This window comes from Microbacterium sp. NPDC003461 (assembly GCF_053588335.1).
This window is the reverse complement of record NZ_JBSFPT010000018.1, coordinates 1-15,335: the sequence shown is the minus strand read 5'-3', so window position 1 is coordinate 15,335 and position 15,335 is coordinate 1. Positions and strand designations below refer to the sequence as shown.

Here is a 15,335-nt window from a genome sequence, read left to right as displayed (position 1 = left end):
CAACTAGAATCGGGGCATGAGCACACCTCTGGACAGCCCCGGGCAGGGTGGCACCGGGCTCCTCGACCGCGAGCTCGAGCGACTCCTCGAGGAGGAGCACGTCGAGCCCGGCGACCACGAGCGCTTCTCGCACTACGTCAAGAAGGACAAGATCCTCGAGTCGGCGATCACCGGCAAGCCCGTGCGCGCGCTGTGCGGCAAGAAGTGGACGCCGGGTCGCGACCCGGAGAAGTTCCCCGTCTGCCCGCAGTGCAAGGAGATCTACGAGTCGCTGAACAGCTGACCGCGAGCCGCTCCGCCCTCGGGCGGGGCGATCCGGATCACGCGCCCGCGTCGACGAAGACGGTGGGGATGGCGGGGTCCGACTTGCTCAGCGCGAGCGCGCGGATCGGCATCTCCTCGCGCACCCGCAGGTGGTGGGCGCGGGCGGCCTCGACGCCGGCCGGGCCCTCGTGCGCCGCGTCGATCTCGCCGTCGACGACGAGCGGCACCTGCAGCGGGCGCGCGTCGGGGTAGTCGGCGGGCGTGGGCGCCTGCTCGAAGCCGTCGGCGATCTCCACGCGCTCCTCGAACGCGACGCCGCGCTCCAGGCGCCGGAAAGCGGTCTTCAGTCCGCCCTGCGATCCCTTGTCCTGCGCCTTCTTCGCCACGGCGACCCAGCCGCCGTCGGTGCCCTGGCGCGCCACGAGCTTGTAGACCATGCCCGCCGTGGGGTATCCGGATCCCGTCACCACCGACGTCCCCACGCCGTACGCGTCGACGGGGGAGGCCGCGAGCGCCGCGATCGCGTACTCGTCGAGGTCGCTCGTGACCGTGATGCGGGTCTCGGTGGCGCCGAGCCGGTCGAGCTGCGCGCGGACCTCGGCGGCGACGATCGGCAGGTCGCCGGAGTCGATGCGCACCCCGCCGAGCCCGGTGCCGGCGATGCGGACGGCCGTCTCGACGCCCTTCTCGATGTCGTAGGTGTCGACGAGCAGGGCGGTGCCCGATCCGAGCGCCGCGATCTGCGCGCGGAAGGCGTCCTCCTCGCTGTCGTGCAGCAGCGTCCACGAGTGCGCGGCGGTGCCCATGGTGGGGATGCCCCAGCGGCGGCCCGCCTCGAGGTTGCTCGTGGCGCGGAATCCGGCGATGTAGGCCGCGCGCGCGGCGGCGACGGCCGACTCCTCGGCCGCGCGCCTGGCGCCCATCTCGGCGAGCGGGCGCTCGCCGGCGGCGATGCTCATGCGGGCGGCCGCGGTGGCGACGGCGGAGTCGTGGTTGAGCACGCTGAGCGCGAGGGTCTCGAGGACCACCGCGTCGGCGAATGTGCCCTCCACCGTGAGGATGGGCGATCCGGGGAAGTACAGCTCGCCCTCGCGGTAGCCGGTGATCGATCCCGTGAACCGGTAGCTCTCGAGGTACGCGAGCGTCTCGGCGCTGACGACCCTCTCGTCCCGCAGGTAGCGAAGCTCGTCGTCGCCGAAGCGGAAGTCGCGCAGCAGGCCGAGCAGGCGGCCCGTGCCGGCGACGACGCCGAAGCGGCGGCCGCCGGAGAGGCGCCGGGCGAACAGCTCGAACATGCAGCGGCGCGAGGCGGTGCCGTCGCGCAGGGCCGCATCGATCATCGTGAGCTCGTAGCGGTCGGTCAGCAGGGCCGTGGAGGCGCTCATAGGGTCACTCTATCGGCGGGCGGGCGCCCGGCCTCGCGTACGCTGGATGCGATGGATGACGCGCCGATCGGGATCTTCGACTCCGGGGTGGGCGGTCTCACGGTCGCCAGGGCGATCGGCGACCAGCTGCCGCGCGAGTCGCTGCTCTACATCGGCGACACGCTGCACTCGCCCTACGGGCCCAAGCCGATCGCCGACGTGCGCCGCTATTCGCTCGAGGTGCTCGACACGCTCGTCGAGCAGGGCGTCAAGATGCTCGTCATCGCCTGCAACACGGCGTCGGCGGCGATGCTGCGCGACGCGCGCGAGCGCTACGACGTGCCCGTGATCGAGGTGATCGGGCCGGCCGTGCGCACCGCGATCGCGACGAGCCGCAGCGGCCGGATCGGCGTGATCGGCACGGAGGGCACGATCGGATCGGGCGCGTACCAGGACATGCTCGGCATCGCGCCGGGCGTGGAGGTGTTCACCGCGGCCTGCCCGCGCTTCGTCGAGTTCGTCGAGGCCGGCGTCACCGACAGCCCCGAGCTGCTCGCCGTGGCCGAGGAGTACCTGCGGCCCCTGCGCGAGGCGCGCGTGGACACGCTCGTGCTCGGCTGCACCCACTACCCGTTCCTCGAGGGCGCCATCAGCTACGTGATGGGTCCCGAGGTGTCGCTCGTCTCCAGCGACAGCGAGACGGCGAAGGACGTCTACCGCGAGCTCGTCGGCCGCGATCTGCTCGCGGGGCCCGAGGCCCGCCCGCACCACGTGTACGAGGCGACCGGCGCCGACACCGAGACGTTCACGACGCTCGCCAACCGCCTGCTGGGCCGCGAGGTGCGCGACGTGCGCCTCGTGCGCACCGGCGCCATCGACCTGCCCCCGATCCGTTAGGAAGACATGACCGACTCACCGCGCGCGGACGGCCGCGCCCTCGACCAGCTCCGCCCCGTGACCATCGAGCGCGGCTGGAGCACGCAGGCCGAGGGGTCGGCGCTCATCTCCTTCGGGCAGACGAAGGTGCTCGTGACCGCCTCGTTCACGAACGGCGTGCCGCGCTGGCTCACCGGCAAGGGCCGCGGCTGGGTCACGGCCGAGTACGCCATGCTGCCGCGCGCCACGAACGACCGCAGCGACCGCGAGAGCGTGAAGGGCCGCATCGGCGGCCGCACGCACGAGATCTCGCGCCTGATCGGCCGCGCCCTGCGCGCCGTCGTCGACACGAAGGCGCTGGGCGAGAACACGATCGTGATCGACTGCGACGTGCTGCAGGCCGATGGCGGCACGCGCACGGCCTCGATCACGGGCGCATACGTCGCCCTCGTCGACGCGATCGAGTGGGGCCGCGAGAAGGGCTTCATCGGCAAGAAGGCCACGCCGCTGCGCGACTCGGTCGCGGCCATCTCGGTCGGGATCGTCGGCGGCCGGCCGATGCTCGACCTGCCGTACGTCGAGGACTCGCGCGCCGAGACCGACATGAACATCGTCATGACGGGCACGGGGAAGTTCATCGAGGTGCAGGGCACGGCCGAGGGCGCGCCCTTCGACAAGGCGGAGCTCGACGCGCTGCTCGAGCTCGGGGCGAAGGGCTGCGCCGACCTCACCGCGATCCAGAAGGCGGTGCTGGCGGAGGAGCGCTCGTGAGCCGCGTCGTCCTCGCCACGCACAACGCGCACAAGGTCGCGGAGTTCCAGTCGATCGTCGCGACGATCCGCCCCGACCTCGTGGTCGTCGCCTACGACGGGCCCGAGCCCGTGGAGGACGGCACGTCGTTCGCCGAGAACGCCCTCATCAAGGCCCGCACCGCCTCGGCGCACACCGGCCTGCCGGCGCTGGCCGACGACTCGGGCATCTGCGTGCACGTGCTCGGCGGATCGCCCGGCGTGTTCAGCGCGTACTGGGCCGGCCACGCGAAGGACGACCGCGCCAACCTCGCGCTGCTGCTCGACCAGCTCGCCGACATCCGCGATCCGCACCGCACGGCCCACTACAACTCCACGATCGCGCTCGTCACGCCGAACGGGATCGAGCACACGGTGGAGGGGATCTGGCCCGGTCGCCTCGCGGAGGCGCCGCGCGGCGAGGGCGGCTTCGGCTACGACCCCATCTTCATCCCGGACGGACAGGACGGCCAGGAGCGCTCGGTGGGCCAGTGGACGGCGGACGAGAAGAACGCTGTCTCGCACCGCGCCCGCGCCTTCCGCGAGCTCGGCCCCCTCCTCGCCGCCCTGTAGGGCCCGTCACTCCACGACGACATCCCCCGGCGTGAGGTCGGGCCGCAGCCCCCGCCAGCGGGGGTGGCGCAGGCTGCCGCCGGGCGTCCACTCCGAGAACTCCACCTCGGCCACGTGCGCGGGCTCCACCCACCGCGCCGCGCGCGCCTGCGGACCCGGCACCTCGGCGAAGGGGCTCTCGTCGGCCGGCCGCAGCAGCTCCTGCAGCCGGCGCAGCTCGCGGTCGCCGAAGCCCGTGCCGACCTTGCCCACATAGCGCAGCCGGTCGCCGTCGGGAATGCCCAGCAGCAGCGATCCGATCGTCCCCTCCCGGTTCCCCTGCCCAGGATTGATGCCGCCGATCACGACCGACTGGGTGCGGGTGAGCTTGAGCTTGAGCCACTCCTCGCTGCGCACGCCGCGGCGGTAGGGGGAGCGCGGGTCCTTCACGACGACGCCCTCCAGGTCGAGCCGCTTGGCCGTCTCCAGCGCCGCGTCGAGGTCATCGGCCACCGGCGGCAGGTCGATCGCCGCGCCCGCGTCGCCCGCGATCCGCTCGAGCGCCTCGCGTCGCTCCGCGAGGGGCCGGCCCGCGAGGTCGCGGCCGTCCGCCTCGAGCGCGTCGAAGAGGTACAGCCGCACGGGCACGCGCGGCGCGATCCGCTGGATGTCCATGGCGCGGGTGAGGTGCATGCGCTCCTGCAGGCGCGAGAAGCTCGGGCGGCCGGCGGCGTCGAGCGCCACGATCTCGCCGTCGAGCACCGCCTCGTCCGCCTCGATGTGCGCCGCCCCCGGGTTGGACAGCTCGGGGTACCGCAGCGTGATGTCGGTGCCCGACCGCGCCCGCAGCCGCAGCACGCCGCCCGACCAGTGCGCCACCGCGCGCACGCCGTCCCACTTGAACTCGATCCACGGCTCGCGGCGCCGGATCAGGTCGCGCGCGGCGGCGGTCGTGCCCGAGACGGCGAGCATGGGCGCGAAGCGGTCGTCGGGCGGCGGATCGGCCGGCTCGTCGAGCGGCGGATCGGTCCACGGCTCGGCCGCGACGCCGTCGGGCTGGGGCGCGCCCTGCGCATCGGTCTTGGTGCGGTGCATGAGCCACGTGGACTTCTCGCCCTCGCCGTCGGTGCGGATGAGGGCGACGCGCACGGGGCCGCCGAGCGGGCCGCCCTCGCGACCCGTGAGCGTGACGATGATCTCGTCGTCGCGCCACTTGTGGGTCTCGTAGGTGCCGGCATCCCAGATCGTCATGATGCCCGCGCCGTACTGGCCCTTCGGGATCACGCCGTGGAAGTCGAGGTACTCGATCGGGTGGTTCTCGGTCTGCACGGCGAGGTTGTTCTTCGACGTGGTGGCCGGGATGCCCTTGGGCACGGCCCAGTTCACGAGCACGCCGTCGTGCTCCAGGCGCACGTCCCAGTGCAGGCGGGCGGCGTGGTGCTCCTGGATGACGAAGCGGTTGCCGCCACCGGGCTCGTCCGGGTGCGGCGAGCCCGGCACGGGCTCGGGCGTGTGCTCGGCACGGCGCTTGGCGATGTACGAGGCGAGCGGCCCCCCGTCGCGCGGCGCGAGCGCGGCGAGGGGATCGCCGATCCGCTCCGCGCGCTCGAGCACCTCGTCGAGCAGCAGGTGACGCAGGTCGGGGTCGTCCAGCTCCTCCCACGTGCGCGGCGCGGCCACCCAGGGCCGCTCCCGGCCGCGCAGCGAGTAGGGCGCGATCGTCGTCTTCTTGCCGTTGTTCTGACTCCAGTCGACGAACACCTTGCCGGGGCGGGCCGCCTTGCTCATGGTGCTGACGACGAGATCCGGATGATCCGCCTCCAGCGCCCGTGCGAGCTCGCGGGCCACGGCCGAGATCGCGTCGCTGGACTGCTCGCCCGGCAGGGCGGCGTAGAGGTGGATGCCCTTGCTGCCGCTCGTGACGGGGAGGGGATCGAGCCCCATGCCCGACAGGATCGCCCGCGCGTGGCGGGCGACCTCGGCGCACTCGGCCAGCCCCACGCCGGGGCCGGGGTCGAGGTCGAGCACGAGCCGGTCGGGGTGCCGGCGCTCGCCGCGGTCGTCGAACCGCCACTGCGGCACGTGCAGCTCGAGGCTCGCCACCTGCGCGAGGTAGACGAGCGCGGCCGTCTCCTCGACGAGCGGGTACTCCTTCGCGCCGCTGGAGTGCGCGATCGCCTGGCGCGGCATCCAGTCGGGCGCGCCCGCCTCGAGGTCCTTCGCAAAGAACGACGGCAGCGGATCGTCCGCCGTGCCGACGCCGTCCACCCACCGCTTGCGCGTGACGGGGCGGCCGGCGACGTGCGGCAGCAGCAGCGGCGCGATGCGCGAGTAGTAGCCGATGACGTCGCCCTTGGTCGTGCCCGTCTCGGGGTAGATGACCTTGCCGAAGTTGGTCAGCCGCACGCGGCGCGAGCCCACGCGCACCGTCTGCGCCGCACCGTCGCTCGCCGCCATGCGACCAGCGTACGGGCGGGTGTCAAGATCTGGTGCGCCCGCGGCGCGGGGTGTTCACTGGGGTCATGCGATCCATCTGGAAGGGCGCGCTCACCTTCGGGCTCGTCAATGTGCCGGTCAAGGTATATGCCGCGACCGAGGATCACGACGTGCCCCTGCACCAGGTGCACAACAAGGACGGCGGGCGCATCCGCTACCAGCGCAAGTGCGAGGTGTGCGGCGAGGTTGTGGCCTACGCCGACATCGACCGGGCGTACGACGACGGCGATCGCACGGTGGTGCTCACGGACGAGGACCTCAAGTCGCTGCCCTCGGAGCGCAGCCGCGAGATCGACGTGGTGGAGTTCGTGCCGACCGAGCAGGTCGATCCGATCACCTTCGACAAGGCGTACTTCCTCGAGCCCGACTCGAAGTCGCCCAAGGCGTACGTGCTGCTGCGCGAGACGCTGCAGCGCACCGACCGCACGGCGATCGTGCGGTTCTCGCTGCGGCAGAAGACGCGGCTGGCGGCGCTGCGGGTGCGCGGCGACGTGCTGATGGTGCAGACGCTGCTGTGGGCCGACGAGGTGCGGGATGTGTCGTTCCCGTCGCTCGAGGACGCGCCCAAGGTGAGCAAGAAGGAGCTGGACATGTCGGCCACCCTCGTCGAGAGCTACTCGGGCGACTTCGATCCGGACGAGTTCGTCGACGAGTACCAGAAGGAGCTGCGCACGCTCATCGACGCCAAGCTCGAGAAGGGCGACGCGATCGACACGGAGGCGACGTTCGGCGAATCGTCCGAGGAGGAGGGCGGCGAGGTCATCGACCTCATGGAGGCGCTGCGCGCGAGCGTGGAGAAGTCGCGCCAGAAGCGCGAGGCCGGCTGATCAGTCGGTGAGCAGCTCGGGCTCGGGCCCGGTCTCGGCCAGCGCGGCCTCGCGCTTGGCGGTGCGGCGCTCCTTGAGGTAGTGCCACAGCACGAACAGGCCCGTGCCGGCGACGGCGGCGAGCAGGATGAGGTCGATGTAGTCGGTGACGAAGTCGCGCACCCACGGGATGTAGGCGATCACGTAGCCGAGCAGCGTGAGGCCCACGCCCCAGATGACGGCGCCGATGAAGTTGTACAGCGTGTACAACCGCCACGGCATGTGCCCGATGCCGGCGGCGACGGGCGCGAACGTGCGCACGATCGGAACGAAGCGTGCCACGATGATCGTGAGCCCGCCGAAGCGCTGGAAGAACGCGTTGGTGCGGGCCACGTTCTTGCGGCTGAACAGGCCGGAGTCGCGCCGCTCGAACAGCGCAGGCCCGCCCTTGTGTCCGATGACGTACCCGACCTCGCCGCCGACGAACGCGGCCAGGCCGATGAGCAGAGACACGACCCAGATGTTCGCGCCGAACACCTGATTCGTGTGCGTGAGCAGGCCCGAGATGATGAGCAGGGTGTCGCCGGGCAGGATGAACCCGAACAGCAGGCCCGTCTCGGCGAACACGATGAGGCACACGACGAGCAGCGCCCACGGTCCCGCCGCGGCGATGATGGTCTCGGGGTCGAGCCAGGGGATGAGTGCTGTCGGGTGCAAGGCGTTCCTGTCCGAAGGAATCTCGACGGCGGGGCGACTGCCCCGACCGCCCGTGCGGAAGGTGGGACTTGAACCCACACGCCCGAAGGCACAGGAACCTAAATCCTGCGTGTCTACCGGTTTCACCACTCCCGCGTGCCGTCCGCCCAGTCTACTGAGCGGCGGCGACATCTCTCCGGGGCTTCTCCCGCGGATCCGGGGTCCTTCCCGCCGTTGTGGATAACTTCCGACGCCGCTGGCCGGTCCTTGCGAGGATGCCGGCGTGGAAGCCGTGCACGTCGAGCTGATGGATCGCGTGCGGCGGCGGCTGCGCGAGGAGGGGATCGATCCGTCGCGCGACGCCGTCGCCGCCGAGCGGGCCGTGCGCGCCGAGGTGCGGCGGCACAGCGACCTCGCGATCGCGCGGGGCCTTCCGGCCGTCGACGATGAGGCGGCCGCGACACGCGCGGTGCTGGCGTCGATGAGCGGGTGGGGGCCGCTGGATCCGTACCTGCGGGATCCGCGGGTGGAGGAGCTCTGGATCAACGCCCCGGACCGGATCTTCATCGCCAGGGCGGGGATCGCGGAGCGCGTGCCGCTGCGCCTCACGGATGGACAGGTGCGCGATCTCGTCGAGCGCATGCTGCACGCCGCGGGCCGCCGCGTGGACCTGAGCCAGCCGTTCGTCGACGCGTCGCTGCCAGACGGCTCCCGGTTGCACGTCGTCATCCCGGATGTGACGCGGCGGCACTGGGCCGTGAACATCCGCCGCTTCCTGGGCGGGCACCGCACGCTCGACGACCTCGCGGCGCTCGGATCGATCGACGGGCGCGGCGCCGCGCTGCTGCGGCAGGCCATGCGGGAGGGGCGCAGCGTGCTCGTCTCGGGCGCCACGCACACGGGCAAGACGACGCTGCTCGCGGCCCTGCTGGGTGAGGCCGCCCGCGGGCAGCGGATCGTGACGGTGGAGGAGACGTTCGAGCTCGGCGTGGAAGCCGCCGACCTCGTAGCGCTGCAGGGGCGGCAGCCGAGCCTGGAGGGCACCGGTGAGATCACGCTGCGGCGGCTCGTGAAGGAGGCGCTGCGCATGCGCCCCGACCGCCTCGTGATCGGCGAGGTGCGCGACGCCGAGGCCCTCGACCTCGTGCTCGCCTTGAACACCGGCGTGCCGTGCGCCGCGACGATCCACGCGAACTCGGCCGCCGAGGCCCTCGCGAAGCTCGCGATGCTGCCGCTGCTGGCCGGGCGCAACATCGACCGCGACTTCCTGCTGCCCGCCATCGCCGGCGGCGTCGACCTCGTCGTCCACTGCGAGCGGCTGCCCGACGGATCGCGGCGGATCGGTGAGATCGCGCGGGTGACGGGAGAGGTCCAGGACGGGACGATCGCCACCGAGCCGGTCTACCGAGCGCGGCGCGTGCCCGAGCGCGTCCGCGAGCCGGCATGGCCCGCGGCGGAGACGGCGGTGGCGCGATGATCGTGCTGCTCGGGCTCGTGCTGGCGGCCGGCATCCTGCTCGTCGTCTCGCCGTGGCTCTGGCCCGCGGGCGAGCGCGCCGAGCGGGTGCCGACGGCGGGGATGGCGACGCGCCTGCTGGAGGCCGGCGGGTTCGCCCACGTGCCGCCGCGCGTGCTCGTGGCCGGGTGCGCGTGCGCGGGGCTGCTGGCCGGAGCCGTGGCCTGGCTCGTGACGGGCGTGCCCGCGCTGGCGGCCGCCGCACTCGCCGCGGGGGCGTTCGCGCCCATCGCGTGGCTGCGCTCCCGTCGCCTCCGGCTCGCGCGCGAGCGCCGCGGACTGTGGCCCGACGTGTGCGACCTGCTCATCGCGTCGGTGCGCGCAGGCATGTCGCTCCCGGACGCCGTCGCGGCGCTGGCCGACTCCGCGCCGTCACCGCTGCGCGCCGCGTTCGCCGCGTTCGGCCGCGACATGGCGGCGTCCGGCCACTTCGACTCCAGCGCCGACCGGTTGAAGCAGGCCCTGGCGGATCCGCTGGCCGACCGGATCGTCGAGACCCTGCGGATGGCGCGCCAGGTGGGCGGCACCGAGCTCGTCCCCGTGCTGCGTGCGCTGTCGGCATCGGTGCGGGCCGAGGCGGCGCTGCGCGGCGAGGTCGAATCGCGGCAGTCGTGGACGCGGGGCGCGGCCGTGCTCGGCGTCGTGGCGCCGTGGGTCATCGTCGCGCTGCTGGCGATGCGGCCCGAAGGGGCGACGGCGTACTCGAGCCCCGAGGGCGTGGCGCTCATCCTCGCCGGTGCGATCGTGTCGGCGGTGGCGTACCGGCTCATGCTGCGGATCGGGCGCCTTCCCGAGCCGAGGAGGTGGTTCGCGTGACCGTGCTGACGGACGCGGCCCTCGCCCTGCTCCTCGGCGGGGCCTTCGGCGCCGGGGTGTGGACGCTGCTCGCGCTCGTGCCGCGGTGGGGCGCGGTGCCGCTCGCGCGGCGCATCGCCCCGTACATCCGCGACGTGACCGATCCCGGCGGCACGTCGCTGCACGACGGGTCCGTCGATCCCGGCGCCGCGCTCGCCGGGGGAGCGGCGGCGGTGTGGGACCGGCTGCGGACCGCGGTCGCCCGCGCGCTGGGCGGCGGCGAGAGCGTGGCCCGGCGGCTTGTGCGCGCGGGCCTCGCGCCGGATGTGACCGCCTTTCGCGGCCGGCAGCTCGCGTGGGCGCTGGGCGGGGCGGCCGGCGGCGGGGTGCTCGCGGTCGCGCTCGCCCTGGCCGGGCGGTTCTCGGCCGCTGCGGCACTGCTGCCGCTCCTCGCGGGCGTCGCGGGCGCCGTGGGCTGCGACGCGCTGCTCACCGCCCGGGCCAGGGCGCGGGGCGCCCGCATCGCGGAGGAGCTGCCGACGGTGCTGGAGTTCCTCGCCCTGTGCCTGGCGGCCGGTGAGGGGATCCTCGACAGCGTGCGGCGCGTCTCGTCGGTCGGCGCCGGGGAGCTCACGGCCGAGCTGCGCCGGGTCGTCGTCGAGGCGGGAACCGGATCGAGCCTGGCCGACGCGCTCACGGCGGCGGCGCGGCGCATGGACGTGCCCGCCGTGAGCCGGGCGATCGACCACCTCGTGGCCGCGATCGACCGCGGGGCGCCGCTGGCGCAGACGCTGGAGGCGCAGGCGGTGGACGCACGCGAGGAGGCCAAGCGCCAGCTCATCGAGCAGGCGGGGCGGCGCGAGATCGGCATGCTCGTGCCGCTCGTGTTCGGGCTTCTGCCGCTCTCGGTCATCTTCGCCGTGTTCCCGGGGATCGTCATGCTGCGGATCGGACTGTGAGACCCGCCACGCGCGGGGAGAGGAGAGACGTCATGTGGGAGGGCCGGATGGATTGGATCGTCTGGAAGGAGCGGATCCGGACCGGGGCGAGCGACATCATGCCGCCGCCGGGGCGATCGCTCGCCGAGGACGAGACGGGGGACGTGCCCGGCTGGGTGCTTGTCACCTTGATGACCGCCGGATTGGTCGTCGCGATCTGGGCCCTCGCGGGTCCGGCCCTGTCGGGGCTGTTCGAGCAGGCGATCTCGCGCGTCTCCGGGCTGTGAACGGCGCGCGCGAGCTGACCGGCGACGAGCGGGGGTCCGCCGTCGTCGAGTTCGTGCTCGTCGGCGCGCTGCTCACGATGCTCACCCTCGGCGTGCTGCAGCTGGGCTTCGCCATCTACGTGCGCAACGTCGTGCATGACGCCGCCGTGGAGGGCGCCTACCACGCGGCCCTCGCCGACGTGCCTGAGGCCGAGGGCGCCGCCCGCGCCGGCGAGCTGATCGCCCGGGCCGTGGGGGACGCGTACGGCCACGAGGCGAGAGTGACGACCGCGGTGGTCGGAGGCACGGAATCGGCCGTCGTCACGGTGCGCGCCACGCTGCCGCTGGCGGGTCTGCTCGGCCTGCCGCGCGCCCTGGAGGTGAGCGCGCATGCGCCGCTCGAGTCGCTGGACTGAGGCGGACGCCAGTTCTGGCGCTGGCGGCGGGCTGGCGGGCGACGAGCGAGGATCGGCGGCGCTCGAGTTCATCACGGTCGGCCTGCTCATGCTCGTGCCGCTGGTCTACCTCGTCGTGGCGGCGGGCGCGGTGCAGAACCACGCGCTCGGCGCGGAGGCCGCGGCGCGCTTCACGGCCAGGGCCATCGCGCAGTCCGAGGGGGACGGTGCCGCGGCGGGCGCCGCGGACGCCACGCTCGCGGCGATCTCGGCGGAGTACGGCATGGACCGCGGACGCACGGACGTGCGGATCGAGTGCGTGCCCGCCAGCGACGGCTGCCCGGCCGCGGGATCCACGGTGCTCGTCACCGTCCGATCCGAGGTGTCGCTGCCGCTCGTCCCGCCGATCCTCGGTCTCGATCGCATCGCGACGGTGCCGGTCGAGGCCACCTCCGGGCAGAAGGTCTCGCGGTTCTGGAGCGCCGGATGATCCGCGCTCTGACCCCACTGCTCCGCGGCCGCCGCCTCGCGAGGGACGAGGAGGGCAGCACCCTCCTGCTCACGCTCGGCTACGCCCTGCTCGGGCTCGCCGTGATCGTCGTGTGCGTCGACGCGACCGCGCTGTACCTGGCGCAGAAGCGCCTCGACGCCCTCGCCGATGCGGCGGCGCTCGCGGGCGCCGACGGCTTCGCGATCGTCGCGGCCGAGGGCGAGCCGGAGGCGGTGCTGACGGGTGAGGACGTGCGCGAGCAGGCCGCGGCCGTCATCGAGCTGACCGGCGGGGGAGCGATGCTCGTCTCGGCCGGCACGCCCGACGGCCTCTCGGCGCGCGTCACCGTCGCCGACACGTGGCATCCGCCGCTGACCTCCCCGTTCGTCCCCGGCGGGGTGCCGCTCGAGGCGACGGCGACGAGCCGCACGGCGCTGAACTGACCGGCGCTGACCTGAGGCTGGCCGGCGCTGGCTCAGCGATCCGGGGCGTACCGCGGCAGCCAGCGCAGGAACGCGAGCGCGCCGAGCAGCCCGATGAGCCCGACCGCTCCCGTCGCGACCGAGAGCGAGAACGCCGCCGTGAGGCCCGAGAACACCAGGGGAGTGGCGGCGCCGCCCGCGTCGGTGAGCGTGCGCCACGAGCCGAGGAACGACGCCGGCTCCTCCTTGGGTGCCACGTCGGCGCCGACGGTGAGCAGGATGCCGCTCGAGAGCCCGTTGCCCACGCCGATCACGATGGCGAACACGCCGAACCACAGGCTGGCCTGCGACACGTCGTGCGTGAAGGCGAGCGCCACGAGCGCGCCGCCCATGAGCAGCGTCGACGGCACGGCCGCCCAGATCCGGCCGAAGCGGTCCATCACCTGGCCGCTCACGTAGAACAGCGCGAAGTCCAGGGCGCCGGCCACGCCCACGACGAGCGCGATCGTCGACGAGTCGAGCCCGAGCGAGACGCCCCACAGCGGCAGCACCGTCTGGCGCGCGCCGCGCACGGCCGCGAGCGACGCCGCCGCCGCGCCGAGCCGCGAGAGCACCGCCCGGTTCTGCCACATGGTGCGGAACACGCCCGCGCGCTCGGACGTGGGGATCGATCCCGTCACGGGCTCGCCCGTGTCCTCCGCCATCCCTGCGTCGGCCCGCGGGGGAGCGGGCCGCGTCAGACGCGACTCGGGATCGGGCCCGAGGCCCACGAGCAGGGCGACGCCGACGAGCACGACGCCGAAGAACCAGATGCTGGCGCGCTCCGATCCGAACACCGCCAGCAGCGCCGCGGCCACGAACGGCCCCGTGAACGCGCCGAGTCGGAAGGATCCGCCGAGCAGCGACAGCGAGCGCGCGCGGTACGCGTACGGCACGCGGGTGGTCATGAACGTGTGCCGGGCCACGGCGAACGCGGCGGCGAAGAAGCCGACGACCAGCGCCGCGAGTGCCAGCAGCGGCACCGAGTCGGCGAAGAGCATGACGGCCGCCCCGCCGATCGAGCCGATCGCCGCCGCCGTCATCGTGAGCCGCTCGCCGATCCGATCCACGAGCCAGCCGGCCGGGATGTTGCCGCACAGCTGACCCACCACGAGCGCCGCGGGGACGAGCGCCGCCAGCGCGAGGGACGCGCCGGCCTCCGCGGCGATGACGGGCAGCAGCGGCACGATGGCGCCCTGGCCGACCGAGTACAGGGCGGTGGGGCCGTAGATCATCGGCGCGAACCGCAGCAGGGTGCGCCGGACGCTCTCGCCGTCGTCGAAGGCGGAGGAGGTCACCCGCTCCACGTTACTCCCGCCCCGGCGCGCGGCCGCACGCGCGCCGCCGGGCTCACAGCGGCCGCGCGATAGGCTGGTGAGGACATGATTGAGCTCGATCTCTCCGCCGACATCCAGGCGCTGCGCACCACGTTCGCGAACATCCGAGAGGTGGTCGACGTCGACGCGCTGCGCGCGGACGTGGATCGCCTCGAGCAGGAGGCCGCCGATCCGGAACTCTGGAACGACCAGGCCAACGCGCAGAAGGTGACGAGCGCCCTCAGTCACGCCAAGGCGCAGCTGTCGAAGGTCTCGAAGTTCGAGAGCCGCCTCGACGACCTCGAGGTGATGGTCGAGCTCGCCAACGAGATGGAGGACGACGACGCCGCCCAGGAGGCGCGCGCCGAGCTCGCCGCGCTCGAGAAGGCCATCGGCGACCTCGAGGTGCAGACCCTGCTCGACGGCGAGTACGACGACCGCGCGGCTGTCGTGACCATCCGCTCCGGCGCCGGCGGCGACGACGCCACCGACTTCGCCGAGATGCTCATGCGCATGTACCTGCGCTGGGCCGAGCGCCGCGGCTACCCCGTGAAGGTCATGGACACCTCCTACGCGGAGGGCGCGGGCATCAAGTCGACCACCTTCGAGGTCGACGCCCCCTACGCCTACGGCACGCTCTCCGTCGAGGCCGGCACCCACCGTCTCGCCCGTATCAGCCCGTTCGGATCCGCCGACAAGCGCCAGACGTCGTTCGCCGCCGTCGAGGTCATCCCCGTCATGGAGGAGGCCAAGGAGGTCGACATCCCCGAGGGCGACATCCGCGTCGACGTGTTCCGCTCGTCCGGACCCGGCGGCCAGTCGGTCAACACGACCGACTCCGCCGTGCGCATCACGCACCTTCCCACCGGGATCGTCGTGTCGATGCAGAACGAGAAGTCGCAGATCCAGAACCGCGCCGCCGCCATGCGCGTGCTGCAGACCCGCCTGCTGCTGCTGCAGAAGGAGGAGGAGGCCGCGAAGAAGAAGGAGCTGGCCGGCACGATCACGGCGAGCTGGGGCGACCAGATGCGCTCGTACTTCCTCTACGGCCAGCAGCTCGTGAAGGACCTGCGCACCGGCTACGAGGTGGGCAACCCCGCCAGCGTCTTCGATGGCGACCTCGACGGCCTCATCAACGCCGGCATCCGCTGGCGCAAGCGCAAGATCGAGGATTGAGCTCTCTTTTTTGAGACTGCGCCGCTCGGGCACCCGCTTCGCGGGTACCCTCGCGTGCTCGCGCTCTCGCGAGCAGCGCGACGCGATCGCCGAGGCCATCGGCGACTTCCGGTTCACGACCGCGTTCGGCAAGACGCTCTC

At 73.1% G+C, this 15,335-nt stretch carries 17 protein-coding genes and 1 tRNA gene; 13 read left to right on the top strand and 5 right to left on the bottom strand.

The annotated features are described in order from the left end of the window. Window positions 1–16: 16 nt before the first annotated feature. A complete protein-coding gene (locus tag ACWDR7_RS08620; protein WP_449854508.1) occupies window positions 17–283 on the top strand; it encodes a DUF3039 domain-containing protein in 267 nt (88 codons plus the stop codon). A gap of 37 nt (window positions 284–320) precedes the next feature. On the opposite strand, the gene ACWDR7_RS08615 is transcribed toward ACWDR7_RS08620, so the two are convergent. After that, window positions 321–1,649, bottom strand: coding sequence for a nicotinate phosphoribosyltransferase (locus tag ACWDR7_RS08615; RefSeq protein ID WP_449854507.1), 1,329 nt, complete (start codon window positions 1,647–1,649; stop codon window positions 321–323). A 51-nt stretch (window positions 1,650–1,700) separates the two neighbouring features. Between ACWDR7_RS08615 and murI the strand changes: the two genes are divergently transcribed. Genes murI through rdgB form a run of 3 tightly spaced genes read left to right on the top strand, consistent with a single transcriptional unit; the run spans window position 1,701 to window position 3,865 of the window. Next, a complete protein-coding gene (gene murI, locus ACWDR7_RS08610; RefSeq protein ID WP_449854506.1) occupies window positions 1,701–2,525 on the top strand; it encodes a glutamate racemase in 825 nt (274 codons plus the stop codon). 6 nt (window positions 2,526–2,531) lie between these two features. Continuing rightward, window positions 2,532–3,275 (top strand): ribonuclease PH, encoded by a 744-nt coding sequence (gene rph / locus ACWDR7_RS08605; RefSeq protein ID WP_449854505.1) that lies wholly within the window; start codon window positions 2,532–2,534, stop codon window positions 3,273–3,275. Next, a complete protein-coding gene (gene rdgB, locus ACWDR7_RS08600; protein WP_449854504.1) occupies window positions 3,272–3,865 on the top strand; it encodes an RdgB/HAM1 family non-canonical purine NTP pyrophosphatase in 594 nt (197 codons plus the stop codon). The genes rph and rdgB overlap by 4 nt, the downstream gene beginning before the upstream one ends. Window positions 3,866–3,871: 6 nt before the next feature. On the opposite strand, the gene ACWDR7_RS08595 is transcribed toward rdgB, so the two are convergent. After that, window positions 3,872–6,301 carry an ATP-dependent DNA ligase gene (locus ACWDR7_RS08595; protein ID WP_449854503.1) on the bottom strand — a complete coding sequence of 810 codons (2,430 nt, stop codon included), beginning with the start codon at window positions 6,299–6,301 and terminating at the stop codon, window positions 3,872–3,874. Between the two features lie 65 nt (window positions 6,302–6,366). Here ACWDR7_RS08595 and ku point away from each other — a divergent pair, with 65 nt between their 5' ends. Further along, entirely contained in the window at window positions 6,367–7,167 is an 801-nt protein-coding gene (gene ku / locus ACWDR7_RS08590) for a non-homologous end joining protein Ku (RefSeq protein WP_449854502.1), read from the top strand. On the opposite strand, the gene ACWDR7_RS08585 is transcribed toward ku, so the two are convergent. Together ACWDR7_RS08585 and ACWDR7_RS08580 are read right to left on the bottom strand one after the other, a co-directional pair. After that, window positions 7,168–7,863, bottom strand: coding sequence for a DedA family protein (locus ACWDR7_RS08585; RefSeq protein ID WP_449854501.1), 696 nt, complete (start codon window positions 7,861–7,863; stop codon window positions 7,168–7,170). A gap of 53 nt (window positions 7,864–7,916) precedes the next feature. Next, window positions 7,917–7,998 (bottom strand) — tRNA-Leu (locus ACWDR7_RS08580). A gap of 151 nt (window positions 7,999–8,149) precedes the next feature. Between ACWDR7_RS08580 and ACWDR7_RS08575 the strand changes: the two genes are divergently transcribed. The 7 genes from ACWDR7_RS08575 to ACWDR7_RS08545 are packed head-to-tail and all read left to right on the top strand — an operon-like array spanning window position 8,150 to window position 12,684. Next, window positions 8,150–9,319: a CpaF family protein gene (locus ACWDR7_RS08575; protein ID WP_449854553.1), complete on the top strand. Its 1,170-nt coding sequence runs from the start codon at window positions 8,150–8,152 to the stop codon at window positions 9,317–9,319. Continuing rightward, entirely contained in the window at window positions 9,316–10,173 is an 858-nt protein-coding gene (locus ACWDR7_RS08570; protein WP_449854500.1) for a type II secretion system F family protein, read from the top strand. The genes ACWDR7_RS08575 and ACWDR7_RS08570 overlap by 4 nt, the downstream gene beginning before the upstream one ends. Next, window positions 10,170–11,111: a type II secretion system F family protein gene (locus ACWDR7_RS08565; protein WP_449854499.1), complete on the top strand. Its 942-nt coding sequence runs from the start codon at window positions 10,170–10,172 to the stop codon at window positions 11,109–11,111. The genes ACWDR7_RS08570 and ACWDR7_RS08565 overlap by 4 nt, the downstream gene beginning before the upstream one ends. Window positions 11,112–11,158: 47 nt before the next feature. Continuing rightward, entirely contained in the window at window positions 11,159–11,377 is a 219-nt protein-coding gene (locus ACWDR7_RS08560; RefSeq protein WP_449854556.1) for a hypothetical protein, read from the top strand. Further along, window positions 11,374–11,772: a TadE/TadG family type IV pilus assembly protein gene (locus tag ACWDR7_RS08555; protein WP_449854498.1), complete on the top strand. Its 399-nt coding sequence runs from the start codon at window positions 11,374–11,376 to the stop codon at window positions 11,770–11,772. The genes ACWDR7_RS08560 and ACWDR7_RS08555 overlap by 4 nt, the downstream gene beginning before the upstream one ends. Continuing rightward, window positions 11,747–12,241 carry a TadE family protein gene (locus ACWDR7_RS08550; protein ID WP_449854497.1) on the top strand — a complete coding sequence of 165 codons (495 nt, stop codon included), beginning with the start codon at window positions 11,747–11,749 and terminating at the stop codon, window positions 12,239–12,241. The genes ACWDR7_RS08555 and ACWDR7_RS08550 overlap by 26 nt, the downstream gene beginning before the upstream one ends. Then, on the top strand, window positions 12,238–12,684 hold the full coding sequence (locus ACWDR7_RS08545; protein ID WP_449854496.1) for a pilus assembly protein TadG-related protein: 447 nt from the start codon (window positions 12,238–12,240) through the stop codon (window positions 12,682–12,684). The genes ACWDR7_RS08550 and ACWDR7_RS08545 overlap by 4 nt, the downstream gene beginning before the upstream one ends. 32 nt (window positions 12,685–12,716) lie before the next feature. Here ACWDR7_RS08545 and ACWDR7_RS08540 read toward each other — a convergent pair whose 3' ends face one another. Continuing rightward, a complete protein-coding gene (locus ACWDR7_RS08540; RefSeq protein ID WP_449854552.1) occupies window positions 12,717–13,937 on the bottom strand; it encodes an MFS transporter in 1,221 nt (406 codons plus the stop codon). A gap of 147 nt (window positions 13,938–14,084) precedes the next feature. Between ACWDR7_RS08540 and prfB the strand changes: the two genes are divergently transcribed. Then, window positions 14,085–15,194, top strand: coding sequence for a peptide chain release factor 2 (prfB, locus tag ACWDR7_RS08535; protein ID WP_449854495.1), 1,110 nt, complete (start codon window positions 14,085–14,087; stop codon window positions 15,192–15,194). Window positions 15,195–15,335 lie beyond the last annotated feature (141 nt).

What these genes read in the sequence shown, in the direction of transcription:
- ACWDR7_RS08620 (WP_449854508.1), top strand. Translation starts at nt 17, where the DNA reads ATGAGCACACCTCTGGACAGCCCCGGGCAGGGTGGCACCGGGCTCCTC.
- ACWDR7_RS08615 (WP_449854507.1), bottom strand. Translation starts at nt 1,649, where the DNA reads ATGAGCGCCTCCACGGCCCTGCTGACCGACCGCTACGAGCTCACGATG.
- murI (WP_449854506.1), top strand. Translation starts at nt 1,701, where the DNA reads ATGGATGACGCGCCGATCGGGATCTTCGACTCCGGGGTGGGCGGTCTC.
- rph (WP_449854505.1), top strand. Translation starts at nt 2,532, where the DNA reads ATGACCGACTCACCGCGCGCGGACGGCCGCGCCCTCGACCAGCTCCGC.
- ACWDR7_RS08595 (WP_449854503.1), bottom strand. Translation starts at nt 6,301, where the DNA reads ATGGCGGCGAGCGACGGTGCGGCGCAGACGGTGCGCGTGGGCTCGCGC.
- ku (WP_449854502.1), top strand. Translation starts at nt 6,367, where the DNA reads ATGCGATCCATCTGGAAGGGCGCGCTCACCTTCGGGCTCGTCAATGTG.
- ACWDR7_RS08575 (WP_449854553.1), top strand. Translation starts at nt 8,150, where the DNA reads ATGGATCGCGTGCGGCGGCGGCTGCGCGAGGAGGGGATCGATCCGTCG.
- ACWDR7_RS08570 (WP_449854500.1), top strand. Translation starts at nt 9,316, where the DNA reads ATGATCGTGCTGCTCGGGCTCGTGCTGGCGGCCGGCATCCTGCTCGTC.
- ACWDR7_RS08560 (WP_449854556.1), top strand. Translation starts at nt 11,159, where the DNA reads ATGGATTGGATCGTCTGGAAGGAGCGGATCCGGACCGGGGCGAGCGAC.
- ACWDR7_RS08550 (WP_449854497.1), top strand. Translation starts at nt 11,747, where the DNA reads ATGCGCCGCTCGAGTCGCTGGACTGAGGCGGACGCCAGTTCTGGCGCT.
- ACWDR7_RS08545 (WP_449854496.1), top strand. Translation starts at nt 12,238, where the DNA reads ATGATCCGCGCTCTGACCCCACTGCTCCGCGGCCGCCGCCTCGCGAGG.
- ACWDR7_RS08540 (WP_449854552.1), bottom strand. Translation starts at nt 13,937, where the DNA reads ATGATCTACGGCCCCACCGCCCTGTACTCGGTCGGCCAGGGCGCCATC.
- prfB (WP_449854495.1), top strand. Translation starts at nt 14,085, where the DNA reads ATGATTGAGCTCGATCTCTCCGCCGACATCCAGGCGCTGCGCACCACG.